Source organism: Cupriavidus sp. BIC8F (assembly GCF_032465815.1).
GTDB classification, from domain to species: domain Bacteria; phylum Pseudomonadota; class Gammaproteobacteria; order Burkholderiales; family Burkholderiaceae; genus Cupriavidus; species Cupriavidus necator.
In genome coordinates, this window is the sequence record NZ_CP136096.1 from 179,281 (window position 1) to 193,962 (window position 14,682).

14 protein-coding genes and 3 pseudogenes are annotated in these 14,682 nt (G+C 61.0%); 12 read left to right on the top strand and 5 right to left on the bottom strand.

Annotated features, from left to right (window positions below; genetic code table 11):
* Positions 1–21: 21 nt before the first annotated feature.
* Positions 22–696 (bottom strand): IS6 family transposase, encoded by a 675-nt coding sequence (locus RS901_RS35660; RefSeq protein ID WP_316149633.1) that lies wholly within the window; start codon positions 694–696, stop codon positions 22–24.
* Positions 697–1,259: 563 nt separating this feature from the next.
* On the opposite strand from RS901_RS35660, the gene RS901_RS35665 reads away from it, so the two are divergent.
* Positions 1,260–2,285, top strand: coding sequence for an IS1595 family transposase (locus RS901_RS35665; protein WP_316157374.1), 1,026 nt, complete (start codon positions 1,260–1,262; stop codon positions 2,283–2,285).
* A gap of 88 nt (positions 2,286–2,373) precedes the next feature.
* Here the strand turns inward: RS901_RS35665 and RS901_RS35670 are convergent, their stop codons facing one another.
* The 3 genes and pseudogenes from RS901_RS35670 to RS901_RS35680 all read right to left on the bottom strand — a co-directional run.
* A complete protein-coding gene (locus RS901_RS35670) occupies positions 2,374–2,661 on the bottom strand; it encodes a hypothetical protein (RefSeq protein ID WP_316149638.1) in 288 nt (95 codons plus the stop codon).
* A 109-nt stretch (positions 2,662–2,770) separates the two neighbouring features.
* Positions 2,771–3,730: an IS5 family transposase gene (locus RS901_RS35675; RefSeq protein ID WP_316157375.1), complete on the bottom strand. Its 960-nt coding sequence runs from the start codon at positions 3,728–3,730 to the stop codon at positions 2,771–2,773.
* A 1,207-nt stretch (positions 3,731–4,937) separates the two neighbouring features.
* Positions 4,938–5,356: pseudogene (locus RS901_RS35680) on the bottom strand (IS4 family transposase); the annotation flags it as partial.
* Between the two features lie 424 nt (positions 5,357–5,780).
* Here RS901_RS35680 and RS901_RS35685 point away from each other — a divergent pair.
* The 6 genes from RS901_RS35685 (at position 5,781) to RS901_RS35710 (ending at position 10,974) form a co-directional block, all read left to right on the top strand.
* Positions 5,781–6,596 carry a hypothetical protein gene (locus tag RS901_RS35685; protein ID WP_316157376.1) on the top strand — a complete coding sequence of 272 codons (816 nt, stop codon included), beginning with the start codon at positions 5,781–5,783 and terminating at the stop codon, positions 6,594–6,596.
* A gap of 250 nt (positions 6,597–6,846) precedes the next feature.
* On the top strand, positions 6,847–7,212 hold the full coding sequence (locus tag RS901_RS35690) for a hypothetical protein (protein WP_316149637.1): 366 nt from the start codon (positions 6,847–6,849) through the stop codon (positions 7,210–7,212).
* Positions 7,209–7,904 carry a C39 family peptidase gene (locus RS901_RS35695; protein ID WP_316157377.1) on the top strand — a complete coding sequence of 232 codons (696 nt, stop codon included), beginning with the start codon at positions 7,209–7,211 and terminating at the stop codon, positions 7,902–7,904. The genes RS901_RS35690 and RS901_RS35695 overlap by 4 nt, the downstream gene beginning before the upstream one ends.
* Positions 7,905–7,913: 9 nt before the next feature.
* The gene (locus tag RS901_RS35700) at positions 7,914–8,669 is read left to right on the top strand and encodes a flagellin (RefSeq protein WP_316157378.1); all 756 of its coding nucleotides are present in this window, start codon (positions 7,914–7,916) and stop codon (positions 8,667–8,669) included.
* Positions 8,670–8,744: 75 nt separating this feature from the next.
* On the top strand, positions 8,745–10,202 hold the full coding sequence (locus RS901_RS35705) for an acetate kinase (protein WP_316157379.1): 1,458 nt from the start codon (positions 8,745–8,747) through the stop codon (positions 10,200–10,202).
* 421 nt (positions 10,203–10,623) lie between these two features.
* Positions 10,624–10,974, top strand: a complete 351-nt coding sequence (locus RS901_RS35710) for a hypothetical protein (RefSeq protein ID WP_316157380.1) — start codon at positions 10,624–10,626, stop codon at positions 10,972–10,974.
* Between the two features lie 232 nt (positions 10,975–11,206).
* Here RS901_RS35710 and RS901_RS35715 read toward each other — a convergent pair.
* Positions 11,207–11,389, bottom strand: a pseudogene (locus tag RS901_RS35715) (integrase core domain-containing protein); the annotation flags it as partial.
* Positions 11,390–11,403: 14 nt separating this feature from the next.
* Between RS901_RS35715 and RS901_RS35720 the strand changes: the two are divergent.
* The 5 genes and pseudogenes from RS901_RS35720 to RS901_RS35740 form a co-directional block, all read left to right on the top strand.
* On the top strand, positions 11,404–11,673 hold the full coding sequence (locus RS901_RS35720) for a DUF5372 family protein (protein ID WP_316149634.1): 270 nt from the start codon (positions 11,404–11,406) through the stop codon (positions 11,671–11,673).
* A 207-nt stretch (positions 11,674–11,880) separates the two neighbouring features.
* Positions 11,881–12,342 carry a helix-turn-helix domain-containing protein gene (locus RS901_RS35725; RefSeq protein WP_316157381.1) on the top strand — a complete coding sequence of 154 codons (462 nt, stop codon included), beginning with the start codon at positions 11,881–11,883 and terminating at the stop codon, positions 12,340–12,342.
* An 11-nt stretch (positions 12,343–12,353) separates the two neighbouring features.
* Complete coding sequence (locus RS901_RS35730; RefSeq protein WP_316157382.1) at positions 12,354–12,626, top strand: hypothetical protein; 273 nt, start codon at positions 12,354–12,356, stop codon at positions 12,624–12,626.
* Between the two features lie 110 nt (positions 12,627–12,736).
* Positions 12,737–14,086 carry an IS4 family transposase gene (locus RS901_RS35735; RefSeq protein ID WP_425476451.1) on the top strand — a complete coding sequence of 450 codons (1,350 nt, stop codon included), beginning with the start codon at positions 12,737–12,739 and terminating at the stop codon, positions 14,084–14,086.
* Between the two features lie 56 nt (positions 14,087–14,142).
* Positions 14,143–14,637, top strand: a pseudogene (locus RS901_RS35740) (recombinase family protein); the annotation flags it as partial.
* Positions 14,638–14,682 lie beyond the last annotated feature (45 nt).

The following is a 14,682-nucleotide window of genomic DNA, read 5'->3' on the forward strand; positions in this document are numbered from 1 at the left end:
CCGGTTTGCCTGTGAAGATCTTTATGATCCTCCGCCTTGGGCATTCTGATGCCGTCGGCACGTGAGGAGGTGGGAGGCGTTCATTTCATTCAACTCGATGCCGCCTAACAGGATGCGCGCGCAGCGGAAGTCCTTGAAGCCGAGCATTGGTCGAGTCTGGCGCTTGATGGCCCGATGGTCCTGCTCGACAATGTTGTTCAGATATTTGACTCGCCGCACGACGATGGGGGTTGCCTGCCCGGCATTGATGTCGCGCAGTGCGGCCAGGTTGGTCGGGCTGCCGTCGATGGTGACCGTGTCGGGTTGGCCGTGCTGCGCGATGGCCTTCTCGAAAAAGCGCCGCGCCGCAGCCTTGTCACGCTGGGCCCGCAGCAGGAAGTCGATGGTGTTGCCCGCCTTGTCGACGGCCCGATACAGGTACTTCCACTGGCCACGCACCAGGATGTAGGTTTCGTCCATGCGCCAACTCTTGCCCACCTGCCGTTTGCGCTGGCGAAAGATCTTGTTCAGTGCCGGCAGCAACTTCAGCGCCCAGCGGTGCACGGTCGAATGGTCCACCGAGATGCCTCGCTCGGCCATCATTTCTTCCAGATGGCGCAGGCTCAGCGGATAGGCGACGTACCAGCGCACACAGGTCAGCATCACCTCCAGCGGGTAATGCAGACGCTTCAGCACTTTCGCCACTTCTGGGTTCATCACCGCTGTCCACACATCGAGAGTCTGACACCGGCACATTCTACCGAAGGCTTACTGCGACAGAGCCGAATCGGGCTTACCACGTTCCCGTTCTGGCCGACCTCGGCGATACCTCCAGTCCGAGGACTCTCCGTTTAGCGCCCGCCTATCCCCCGGCAGCCCTGATGACGACGTGCCCCTACTGATCAAAGGAGCAACCGGCTGCTTACCTTTTGGTCAGGGCCTACCAGCCGCTTTGGCCCATCGGAATTGACGAGGTTTATCAGCGATTCACATCTGTTGCGCATGCGGAAATTTCCTAGTCCCTACACCGCGTTGCGGCTTGCAGCGTGCCACCATTCGTCGCCGAATCATGACGTCTTTCGACGGGTACATTGTCCCCGGAGCTTCAGACCCGACGATTACTCATCGCGCCTGTCCAGGTAGGAAACTGCTGGTCGTACAGCAGGTCACAGCATGCTAGTACCGTATGTGACAAGACAAGAACGAACCGTGCTTATCCGGTTGTCTCCCAAGCCCCCTACCGATAGTATGTTGGTCATCTGTGCCTACCCGGGGCAACCATGGTTATTGACGTGCTTGACCGAAGCGATCTGCCGTTTCCGGGCTCGCTGCCGGAGTTTCAGCAGATGTTTCCAGACGAAGCGGCATGCATGGCCTACCTTGAGCGCGCTCGATGGAGCGATGGGTTCATTTGTGGCCACTGTGGCTTGCTTGATGAGCCGTACCGCTTTGCCAATCGCCCCGGCGTTTTCCGTTGTCGCCATTGCACACGCGACACGAGCCTCACCGCTGGCACCGTCATGGAGCGCACGCACACACCGCTGTCGGTTTGGTTCTGGGCGGCGTATCTGGTCGCCAGTCAGACGCCTGGCATGTCGGCCGTTCAGTTCCAGCGCCAACTTGGCCTGTCGCGTTACGAGACCGCCTTCCAGATACTCCACAAGTTGCGCGCCGGCATGGTGCGCCCCGACCAGGATCGGATCGGTGGCAAGCCTGAGGAACACGTCGAGGCCGATGAGGCCTACGTCGGTGGGCGTACTCGCGGCAAAGGCAGGGGCGTGCACGACATGGTTCTTGTGGCCGGCGCTGTCGAGGTTCGGCAACGCAAGCTTGCCGGCAGCCGCAACAAACGCAAGAGCGCACGGTATGCCGGACGAGTTCGGCTCGCTCTGGTTCCTGACCGAAGTGCCCGGTCGCTGGACGGATTCATCGAGCGTACCGTTGCATCCGGCGCAACCATCATCACCGACGACTGGAGCGGTTATGCCAAGCTGGGCGAGCGCGGCTATGGCCATATCGCCATCGCGCAGCGCGGTGACATGCAAGTGGCCGAAACCTTCCTGCCGATCATTCACCTTGTGTTCTCCAATCTCAAGACCTGGCTGCGCGGCAGTCATCACGGTGTCAGCCCGCAGCACCTACAAGCCTATCTCAACGAATTCACCTTCCGCTTCAACCGCCGTTTCTATCCCTTCAACGCGTTTCGCTCCCTGCTCGGCATCGCTGGTGACGTCACCGCGCCGACCTATGCCGAGCTCTATGCCAAAAAATCGCTACCCACTACATCTAGTAGGTCTGGGAGCTAACCGGATAAGCACGGAACGAACTTCGCTGCCCGCTGAAACTTAACTACCGACACGCCGCGGGCAAGCAGCACGTGTCGCAATTCCCTAGCTAATCGTGTTCCGAAAAAGACCGGTTGAAAGCCTTGTGGAGCAATTTTAGCACGGTGTTTCGTGCATTCTCATCTTCGATGGTTTCTGCACCAGCGATGGCCTCTGCAAAGGATTCGTCGTCTCCCACAATCTGAGCGCATTTGGCGGCGGCTGCCGGGCTGACGTGGTCTCGCTTCAGCCAGTTAGAGAGTGCGTTGTGTCTGACACCCAGTGCCTTAGCCACAGCGCCCTTCTTGCCGCCGTAGTGCGAGATTGCCGCCTTCAGGAAAGTAACAGATTTAATCAATGTTCGCTCCTGAGAAGCTGAGAAGCTGAGAAGCCATAAATTCTTTCAATCCTCACGGCGTTGTTGCACAAATCAGTTTGAAAGCTGAGGTTCCCTTGTGCGGCTGAATTCATGCGATGCGGACGGACTGCGGGCGAGCAAGCGCCACCATGCGGTTGAGCACGCCCGCACGAATGGACACCTCGGCGGCCTGGGAGCCGATCTCGCGCGCCCATAGGGAGTTTTCAGTGAGCGCTTTGAGACGGCCCATGAGGTTCTCAGCCAGCGAGCGCCGGTGATATCCGCTGGACGCCTTCCATTCGCGCCGGCTACTTTTCTCGATGGCATCGATGACGTCGTTACGCCGGGCCGCACCTGGCGTATGCTCGGCCCAGGGCTTCGCGCCCTCGCGGGGCGGAATCGATGGTTGCGCACCTCGCACGGCAATCGCCGCGTGACACGGCTTGCTGTCGTAGGCACCGTCTCCCCCGATGGTGTCGATCGGCATATCAGCCGGGATCTGATCGAGCAGGTCGGACAACACTTCGCCATCGCCGACGTCCTGATGGGTCATCAAGGCGGCGCAAACCTGCCCAGTCTTGGCGTCCATCGCGAGATGAACCTTGCGCCAAGTGCGCCGCTTGGAGTAGCCGTGCTTGCGCACTTTCCATTCTCCCTCGCCAAATACCTTCAGGCCCGTGCTGTCCACCACCAGGTGCAGCGGTTCATCAGTTCGCAGGGAGGGCAATACGACCTCCAGATCCTGCGCGCGGCGACTCACCGTCGAGTAGTGCGGCACAGGCAGATTGGCAAAGGCAAGCTTGCGCAAGCTGCCAGCGAAGCCCTGCAGCGCGCGCAGTGGAAGCCTGAACACTTGCTTCAGACCAAGCAGCATCTGAATCACGGCATCCGTATAGACCAGCGGATGGCCTCGCTTGGGCACTCCGGCTTCTGGGACCGCCTGCAGCAGATCTTGATCGATCCACACCGTGACATCTCCTCTGGCGATCAGCCCAGCGTTGTATTGCGCCCAGTTCCTGACGCGGTAAACCGCCTTGGGCTCGCTTTGCTGTCGTTTGTCCTTGCGCATCGTCCTGGCAAAAATCCAAGACACTACGCCGCCTTACCGAAAGTAAACAGGGCTGTCGCCCAGACCGTTGCGCGTAAACGTCAGGCGCAGCCCATGGATTTGTGCAACAACGCCAATCCTCACCACTTTCGACGTTGTGAAGCTGAACGAAGTGTAGGTGGTAAACAAGGCCGGGTAAATGTCGTTCTCCTGTTCGAGTTTGCCAGGATGTGTGCCACAGCGCAGATGGGAGCAGCTTGAATTTGCCGCGGTACGGGACAAACAGGCGACGCGAATTGAGCGCAGACATTAAGAACTCATCTCGTTATACGGAAGTCATGAGTGCGACACGTGCTGCTTGCCCGCGGCGTGTTGGCAGTGAAGTTGTAGCGGGTGGCAAAGCTCGTTGTTGTCTTGTCACGCACGGCAGCTACGTGTCGTGACCTGCTGTACGACCAGCAGTTGCCTACCCGGACATGCGTCGCTGGTAACGGCGGGGTGTGAAGCTCCGGGGACAAAGTACTTCGCGATCAGCAGCCCATCCCGGCGACGGGAGTGGGTGACACTGCCAGCCGCAGGCGGTGTGAAGGCCAGGCAAGTTCCGCATGCGCAACGGAAGTGAATCGCCGATAAACCTCGTAATCTGTGACGGGCTTAATGGCTGTCAGGCCTGGACCAAAAAGGTGCGCCGCCGGTTGCTCTTTTTCGTGATGGGAGCACGTCGTCATCGGGGCGGCCGGGGGAGAGGCGGGCGCTAAACGGATAGGCCTCGGGTCAGAGGATATGACCGAGGTCGGCAACAATGGGAACGTGGTAAGCCCGTACAGCTGCCGAGGTGCTAGATTGACTTGGGCAGGCGAACCGCAAGGACCGCTGTGGGTTGTGCGGGTAAGAGAACGCGCAGAAAGCGAATGGCGGACTGTAATGGTTCGCATAGGGGTTCAAACTTTGCCCCGACCCGAAAGGGTGCAGACTTGCGCGAGGTGTAGCTGTCGCAAACCAGTATCTAAGGTCCGAGGTGGGGCAGCTTGGAAGAGACTGTTCTTACGGCAGTTCAGCGTCCCCGTCTCAGCGATGAGATGGGCCAACGATATGACGTGAGCGAAGGTCTTGTGTTGCATGGCACGACCGGCATCGGTTAAAAGGTGCTTTAGCTATGCGCGAGCCGCTTGCGGTGAAAGTCGCTTGGGCGGTTCTTTGGGGAGGGGATCGCGGTAACGCCGTCCTCTTACCCGATTTCTTCCCGCAATGCCTGAATGGTGAGTGCTGCATCCATGGTTCGTTGATGCCGATCCAGATCGTCTTGGCGCCGGGCTCGCCGTCGCTCTTGCGCCCAAGGAACCCCGCCCCGCCACTAACCGCATCAATCGGGCAATGCGCCACGCCACTACCACAACGCCAAGGCCCGCTCCACACGATCCATGTGCGACAGCTGCAGCGCTTCGACCTTGCAGCCGGTCTTCAGGACGTAGCGACCTCCCACCGGGCCCGATACCAATCAACCAGCTCGATGACAGCATCGGCATCCTGCGCTTGCCGGTTCGTCAACAGCCGCCAAACCACTGGCTTGACGCCGGCGGGCGCTCCGATCTCCCTGGCCTCTACACAGGTGAGCGCCGGGCCGGCCAGACCCGGCAGCATCACACGTCCCCCCTCTCCTGCGCCGACCCGCTGGTACTTCTCTGCGGTTGCGATGACGGCGGGCTGTTTCAACGTTGATACACACCAGGCGCATGAGGTAGTTATCGGCCCCGTCTTTAAGACGCCGCCAAATATCAGGGGTTTTTTCTGCAGCCGACGCAGGCCGGCATTGCAACAGGCGGAATCCCGTGTTACGTCGCCGTGACACTCGCGCGTCGCCCACCCCGAGGCAGCTATTGCTGGTACCGGCTTGGCACGCAAAAGTTCCCGTGTGACGACTTGCCAAGCCTTGAATTACAAGAGTTTTCCGCCGTCGGTGGCGAAGCTGGCACCGATTATGCTCAAGCGTCGACTGCCTCGGCAGGGTGCCGAAGGTGAGCCTGACTACCGCCTGTAGTCGGTGTCACAAATTTCCTGGGAGCAACTCATCATGAAGAAGACTCTACTAGCCTCGGCGGTCATTCTGGCTGCCTTCGGTTTTTCAGGGCAGGCAATGGCGAACCCATGCGCGGGCTCTACCATTTCAGGCGGGGGGGAGTGCGAAAAGAACAAGGTGGACATCGATCAGTCGAGCACGAAGGGTGCCAACGCCGCTGAATATTCGTCGGCGTCATGGGCTAGCTACAAAGCGGTTGCGACCACAACGCTGAACGGTACGGTGTCCAACGTTACGTTGGGGGACCTCGGAAACGACCCCACGAACAATGGCAGCGCCAACGGCGGCTCCGGCGGTGACGGTGGGAGGGCTGTAAGCAGAGGCGGCCGCGGCGCTCGCGGCGGAGATGGCGGCGATGCCTATAACGAGGGCGATTCCACCGGAGGCAAGGGCGGCAAGATTGTCACCAAGGGCGGCCGAGGCGATGAGGGCGGCTATGCCTATAATGAGGGCGATGCCAGCGGCGGCCGCCACCGGATTATCACCAAAGGTGGCCGAGGTGGCGACGGCGGCTTGGCCGCTAATGGTGGGGATTCCACAGGGGGCAACGGCGGCAAGATTGCCACAAGAGGTGGCGAAGGCAGCGAAGGCGGAAACGGCGGCAATGCAGGTAATGCCACCGGCGGTAATGGCGGCGCCGGCGGCAGTGGCGGTGGGACTTTTGCCCATGCCGGCATCTTCGACATGTCGAACAATATGACGAGCGTCGGGGCCGGTGCCGCGGGCATCACGATGGTTAGCCAGAACGCCATCGGGTCGCTTACCCAGCAGGCTGTTACCGTGCAGGCAAACTTCAAGGTGGGTAACTAGCGGTTGCGTCGGCACCGCGCGGGGCGGGCGGATGGCCGGCCCGCGCGGTGCCGGCCGCAATGCGGCACCTGACCGGCAATACGCACGTCATCAGACGGGGGACCGCGGCCTTACCGGCTTGCCTCGCGCGGGTCCGGGCACGCCAACGGTTTCCCGTCTCACTGGACGCCTGACTGATTTCGGCGCAGCCGGCTTGCCGGGGCACGAAAGACCAAGAGACTCAGCTCGAAAAACAGAAGGGGGCGACACCATGCACTCGCTTCGCATCGGCGCATTGTCGATAGTATTCCTGCTCTGGCATGGCCTGCCGCTTCACGCCGAGCCACTGCCAGCCGAACCGGCGCGGGCGGGACTCAGCGCGCCCGGTGGCTTCGGCGCACCGGTTAACGTTGAAAGGCTTGCCAGTGCTCGCGGTGGCGCTGACCAGGTCGAAAACGATATAAACGTGCGCGGCAACGTGGCCAACAACAGTGCACGAAACGTGCGCACTGGGGACAATGTCATCACTGGCGGCTCGTTTGCCGGAGCAAACGGCCTCGTTAGCGTTGTTCAGAACAGCGGGGCCAATGTACTGATCCAGAACTCGACCATCGTCAACATACAGTTCAAGCCATGACACCGCGCAGGCTCCTACTGTCGTCTGCCCTGCTCCTGGTCTGTGCCGGCGGCGCGCCCGCGGCACAGGCCGCGGAAAGCCTCGTACGGGATGCGGGCGGCAACTACCGCATGCAGGTCACGAGCTTGAGGGAGGCGCGCTTCAAGACCACCATCCGCCAGCAGTACGATTTCAGTTGCGGTTCGGCGGCGGTAGCGACCCTGCTGACCTTTCAATATGGACAGCCTGTTTCCGAACAGGAAGTGTTTCAGGAAATGTACGCCCGTGGCGAGCAGGCCAAAATCCAGAGGGAAGGATTTTCCCTGCTTGACATGAAGCGCTTCCTTGCGTCGCGCGGCTTCCTGGCCGACGGTTACGAACTGCCCCTTTCCAAGCTGGAGGAAACGCAGATCCCCGCAATTGTGCTGGTGGTCGAGAATGGATACCATCACTTCGTGGTGGTGAAGGGCGTGCAGGGCAACCGCGTCCTGGTCGGTGATCCTGCCTTGGGTACGCGTGCGCTGTCGCGCGAACACTTCAAGCGTATCTGGGACAGTCGCTTGCTGTTCGTGATCCATAACCGCATGGAGATGGCTCGTTTCAACCAGTACGCCGACTGGCGCGTGGCGCCGACTGGCCCGTACTGGATGGGAGTAAATCGGGACAGCTTGTTCTTCACTGTCATGCCTGCGCATGGCAGTAGCGATTTCTGAGAAACCATCATGCTCCAAATATACGCGTCGCATCCGGCTGTCTGCCGACGCAGCGCGGTCGGGTCGATGACCATGGCGATGCTGCTTGGCGCGGGCATGGCGCACGCCGGCGAGCAGCCTTTGCCTGACGCTCTCGACGCGGCTGCCTCCCCGGTGCAGGCCGTGCTGGCCTCACTGGATGCAAAGGAAGACAACCCACGCACCGCCACCGCGCGCGGCGCAATGGCCGGCTGGAAACCGGTCGCAAATGAACAGCTGGATGAAATGCGCGGCGGCTTTGATGTTGGGGGGCTGCAGGTTTCGTTCGGTATCGAACGCATGGTGTTCATCAATGGCACCCTGGCGGTTGCAACCAGCATTACCATTCCGGATGTCAGCAAGATCACGGCCGACCAGGCGGCAAAGCTGGCAGCAGCGCTTGGGCCGTCGATCGTGAACGCGACACAAGCCGCCGTGAACAACTCGCCCGCGAGCAACCCGGCCACTGCCGGCACGCCGGTGACTACGATTGTCACAGGTGCAGGCACAGGCCAGGTCGTCACCAACGGCGTGCTGAACGTTGTCCAGAACGGTCCCGGTAATTCCGCGGCTGTAGGCACGCTGGCGGGAGCGCCGGCGACAGTGATTCAGAACACATTGGACAACCAGAGCTTCCGGATCCTGACTACAATCGATGCGGGCGTGAATACGCTACAGGCATTCCGGTCACAGTTGGCCAACGCAACGCTGAACAGCGCGCTGCTGCGCGCCGCCAGCATGAGGTAGAGCAAGCCATAGCGAAGCGCAGGAGGTAGCAGGCGCCTGCACAACCAGTCTGCCGTCCCGGGGGAGGAAGACGACATGAAGAAGCGGTCGATGCAGGGCATCCGTAACGCCGGGTGCTCGACCTTGCTATTGCTCGGTGGGCTTGCGCAAGCCCAGACGCTGCCCGATGCCGGGCCGCCGGCCGCCGGGCTCGAGTCCTTGCAGAAGGAGATGGCCGACCAGGCCGCGCAACTGGAGGCGATGAAGCGGGCGCTGGCGGAGCAGGAAGCTACCATCCGCGAGTTGCGCAGCGTGATCGGCACGGACGTGCTGGCGCGCAAGCGTGGCGGACAGCGAGCGGGGCCAGCCATCACACCTTCGGATGCTGCAACCGCGGCGGCGACTGCCGCCGCCGGGGCTAGCGCCTCGCAGGCGGTGCCCGTGGGGACCGGCGCGCCCCAGCCGGCTGACCAGCAGCCTCCCCAGATGGTTGCGCAGCCGCAAGAAGGCCAGCCGCAGCAGGGGGAGTCCGCCGATCCACAGACCGTGGCCGGATCCACCGGGGAGCCGGTAGGCAAGCCGCCCGAGCGCGAGACGCGGCCGCCCGAAATTGCCCCGATTTTCGACCAGCCTGGCGTGTTGACAGGGGCCGGGAAGCTCATTGTCGAGCCCGGCTTCCAGTACGGCTATTCGTCCAACAACCGTGTTGCGCTGGTTGGCTTCACCGTCATTCCGGCCATCCTGATCGGATTGCTGGATGTGCGCGAGGTCAAGACCTCGACTTATATCGAATCGATTGCCTTGCGCTACGGCGTGACCAAGCGGCTCGAGATCGAGGCCAGGGTGCCCTACGTGCAGGTCTCCGGCTCAACGGTCAGCCGGGAGATTTTCCAGCCTTCCACAACCAACAACGTATTCAATGCCAGCGGCAAGGGGCTCGGCGACGTCGAGGCCACGGTTCGATACCAGCTCAACTATGGCAATGAAAGGTTGCCGTTCTTCGTCGGCTGGTTGCGCTATAAGTCCAATACCGGCAAGGATCCGTTCGAGGTCGTGACCGATTGCGTGACGCGCTGCATTGGGAATATCACGGGTACCGGCCAGCCGCTGGGCCTGCCGACCGGCACTGGCTTCCAGGCGATCCAGCCTGGGATGACATGGCTGCTGCCGACCGATCCGGCGGTGTTCTTTGGTACCTTCAGCTATCTGCATAACTTCGCCCGCAACAATGTCAGCCGTACTGTGCTGAATGGCGAGAAGGAGTTCCTCGGCAAGATCGCGCCGGGGGACATCTTCGGGTTCAGTTTCGGCATGGGCCTCTCGCTCAACGAGCATTCGTCGTTTAGTATCGGCTACGACCAGAGCATCATCTGGCCGACCAAGCAAAACGGGCAGACGGTTCCTGGCTCGGTGCGCCTGACGCAGGGCACCCTGCTGGTGGGTTATTCGTACCGCTTCAACAACCGCTATACGCTCAACCTGTCGGTGGGCGCGGGGCTGACCCGCGACACGCCCGACCTGCAGGTCAATGTGCGCTTGCCGATCACTTTCTGACGGGCACAGCCCAGCGGGGTGTCAATATCTCGGTAGGGGGGTCTTTAGAAATTGGAAATCAAGGCCCGATAGCCGCAGCGCAGGCGCGCGCATCCGCAGAAAAACACGGCGCGCAGCCGCCTGCGGCGGTACACGTTGCGGCGGCAGCGTCGGGCGGCGATGCCGCCGCGCCGGCTCCAGCCGTGTGAGCAGCGTCGCGAGGAACGTCGCCTCGCCCCCCATCGCGCCGCTGCCTTCCAGCGCCAGTGCCCGCAGCGCGCGCAGCTTGATCGCGCGCCAGTGACGCTGGCGGTCCTCGGCCTGCGCGGCGGCGTCGAACTGCCGCTCGATCGTGGCAATGCGTGCGCGCTACAACCACGCCAATCACACGGCGCGCGCGGAACCTGCCCTTGGCCGAGTTGCTCGAGCTCGGCCAAGGGCTTTGAAAATCGTCGCCCAGGCGGAGTTGGAAATCCTTGACGGTCTCTTCCGACACAAGAATGCCATCGGGCGTACGCGCGAGCAGATCCAGCGTTGCTCTGGCATCTCGGCTCTCGAAATAGGCGTCCGACATTCTTGTCGCTGCCGCGATGTGCGTCGCGTCGATCCCATACAGGTCCTGCAGATCGGTGCCGACGTATGCAAGGCGGTGCTGCATCGGCTGGGCAGCGCTGACGCCAGCCGGCCGGCGAGCTCCTTGAGCCTGATTGACGCGGGCACCTGCGTCGACCCGGTGACGGTGACATCTGCGCCATTGGTGAGCTCGGCATCGATGCGCGCCTGGGCGTGGTAGGTGGCGTTAAAGACCGCAGTCGAGGTCGCAAAAGCAAAGGCCAGCGCGACCAAGACAATGCCCTGCGTCAGGCGGCGCCGCTGCCGGCTGATGGCCGCGGCAACGACCCCGGCTGAGGTTACCCCGCTTTGATGGACAGATCCGCATTGGAATTTTATGTCGATGGGTTTTCTCCTTGATATGGGGCGGTGTAGGCCCGGTGTCGCGACGGATTCTTGACACCGACAGATAGCTTTTCAAATTCCTGCGGGGAGCGATAGCCCAGGGCGCTGTGCAGGCGATGTAAGTTGTACCAGCCCTCGATCCAGGTAAACAATGCCTGACGGGCGGCGTCGTGCGTGACGAAGTGCGAGCGGTTCAGCAATTCGCACTCGAGCGTGGCGAAGAAGGCCTCGCACATCGCGTTGGAGTTCGCAGTCAACTACGCCCGTGAGCGACGCTGGAAGCCGACGTTTTCAGGTAACTCATCCGTTCCATCCCCTTCATTTGCAAGAATTCGAACTGGTCCTTCACGCCCAGAACTGGCATGAGGACAGGGTCTGGTTTCACGACGCGAATGGCCAACTGCGGGCGCTGCCCGCCAGTTGGACGAGCGTCGTCGGTGAGGACCCATTCAACGTGGTCGCTGCCGGACGCGCCTTGTTTCGCGTGGAAGAGCTGCTGGAGCTCGGGCGACTGATCGCCACGCTGGAACCATGAGCAAACACGAAGATGCGTAAAGCTAAATACGACGCTTGTGTAAAGTCAACTATGCCGGATGAAGTTTTCCGTGGGTACCTCTCTACAAGTGTTTTCGCACTAGGAAGGCTGATTCCCGCAAGAACTCAAGACTTCTGGCTTGAAACTTTTAAAATATGGTACATAATTAAATTTACAATGATTTGGCCTGTTTCTTGAGGGTCGTGCATGGCGACAGACCGACGCAAAGAGGACAAGCACCGCGCACTGCGGCAGGAGGCGAGCCTCAATCCTCGTCCAGATGCCGTGACACATCCTCTGTTTCGGGACAGAGAGTTCTTCGATCCCCACGATCTGCTGCAGGTCAAGTACGAGATGCTGCGTGCCGTGCACGTGGACAAGTGGTCGATCAGCGAAGCGGCCAAGGCGTTCGGTTTCTCCCGCCCGTCGTTCTATCAGGCTCAGGCGGCCTTCGAGCAGGGTGGGCTGGCCGGTTTAATTCCGCGGAAGACCGGGCCGCGCAGCGGCCACAAATTGACTCCGGCAGTGATCGAATTTCTGGGGCAGGCGCGGGTTGCCGAGCCTACGGTGCGAGCGGAGCGATTGGCCAGTCTGGTACGCCAGAACTTCGGCGTACAGATTCATCCGCGCAGTATCGAACGGCAGTTCCTGCGCCAAAAAAAACCGTAACGAAGCCGTCCGTGTCATTGCCGGATCGTGCGCTGTGCAATGACGGACTGATTCCGCGCTATGAAGATCTGAGGCAACAGGCACTTGGATTGCCCTGCGAGATTCCTCGCGGCCAGGGCCTCGTGCTGTTGATGCGCAGCGGCATGAGAGCGTGGATGCAGGCATGGGCTCAGTGCGCGACCACGGTTGTACGGCGGCAGCCGCCGCCTGGTGAGGCAGAGATCATCCCCTTCACGCTGCATCAGGAGGCGACGTTCATTCCATGCGGTTTTACACATCTCTGACCTTCCAAAGCGACCAGAGCGCCCGGGAAAAGCGTTTACTTTCAACGAGTTGAAGCGCCCCTTGTAAACTCTCTAAGTCTCGCGTTTACTGTCGCATTTTGGGTGACGCGTTGACGATTGAATCGACACACTGGGCAGCGACTGAGTTTGCCCACCTGGATCTCGGTGATGCGCGCCTCGACAAGCGAGCGAGGATGTTGATGGAGCGATTTGCGGCCGATCCGATGGCCAGCGTACCGAAGGCTTGCCACGGCTGGAGCGAGACCATGGGAGCGTATCGCTTCTTTGGCAACGACAGCGTTGACTGGCGCGATATTCTGGCGCCGCACTGGCAGCAGACCCGGCAGAGAATGGGGGCTGAACCCGTCGTGCTGTGTCTTCAGGATACGACGGAACTTGATTTTAACGGTCAAGGGGCTATCGGTCTGGGGCCGCTGAGCTATGAGGCGCAGCGGGGTATGTATCTCCATCCGACCTACGCCGTCACGCCGCAACGCGAACCGCTTGGTGTGCTGGACGCGTGGATGTGGGCGCGTGAGAAGCGGGATAAATTCGGCAAACGCGGTGGGCCAAAGGAAAGCTTGCGTTGGATTGAAGGTTACGAGCGCATCGCTGAAATGGCCCTGGAGCTCCCCAGCACGCGCTTGGTCTATGTCGCAGACCGCGAAGCCGACTTGATGGCGTTGATGCTGCATGCTCAAGAACTCGGTACGCCCGCCGACTGGCTCATACGTGCGGCCCACAATCGCTGCCTGCCGGATGGCGAGAAGCTGTGGCAGCGCACCATCAGCGGCAAGCCTATTGGCGAGATCGCTTTCACGATGGGATCGCGCCATGGCGTCAAGGCCCGCACCGTGCGTCAGCAACTCTGGGTGCAACGGGTTGATCTGCCAGCAGGTAAGGGCAAGACGGTCGCGGCGACGAGCATCGTCGCACGCGAGTTTGATGCGCCTGCCGGCGTCAAGCCAATCGAGTGGCGCCTCCTGACAAATCGCAGCGCAGCTAGTCTGGACGATGCGATTGAGCTTATTGACTGGTACCGCGCGCGCTGGGAGATAGAGACGCTGTTCAACATCCTGAAGAACGCCTGTCGCGTTGAAGCGCTCCAGTTGTCGGCGATAGAACGCCTTGAGCGCGCTTTGGCACTGTTCATGGTCGTCGCTTGGCGCATAGCGCATCTGATGCGGCTCGGACGCACTTGCCCGGACCTGGACGCTGACTTGTTCTTCGACCCGGATGAAATACGCGGCGCCTATCTGCTGACCCGTGTCAAACAGCCTGCTAAGCCAACGCTGAATGAAGTGCTTCGCCTGATTGCACGCCTTGGCGGCTTCCTCGGCCGGAAGAGCGATGGGGAGCCCGGCGTGAAGACGATTTGGCTTGGCCTGAAAGAAGTTCATGTCGCTGCGAAGACTTTGCGAGGATTACGAGTCGTCGATGATGGGGACAATTGTGTATAACCGCATGCGTTCATTCTGGCTTCAATGCTCTTACACCGGCGTCAGGAGGCAGCAGCATGAAGAGCGATCCTCATCAGAAAGTCCAGGCGAGCCATCTGAAGCGCAACGCCTATCTGTATATCCGGCAATCTACCTTGCGTCAGGTGTTCGAGAACACGGAGAGCACCAAGCGCCAATACGCGCTGCGCCAACGAGCGGTCGCCCTGGGGTGGTCAGAGGATCGCATTATTGTGATTGATAGCGACCTCGGCCAGTCCGGGGCATCATCGGCGGACCGCGAAGGATTCCAGCGTCTGGTCGCCGAAGTTGGTGTGGGGCATGCCGGCATCGTGCTCGGCTTGGAGGTGTCGCGCCTGGCGCGCAACTCCACCGACTGGCATCGGCTGCTCGAGATTTGCGCACTCACCGACACATTGATCCTTGACGAGGATGGCGTATACGACCCTGCTCACTTCAACGACCGACTGCTATTGGGGCTCAAGGGCACCATGAGCGAGGCCGAATTGCACGTGCTACGGGCGCGCCTGCAAGGAGGCATTCTAAGCCGAAGTTCCATGGTGACGCCGCGGCTGCGGCGTCGCGAAGCCCTTTTCCTG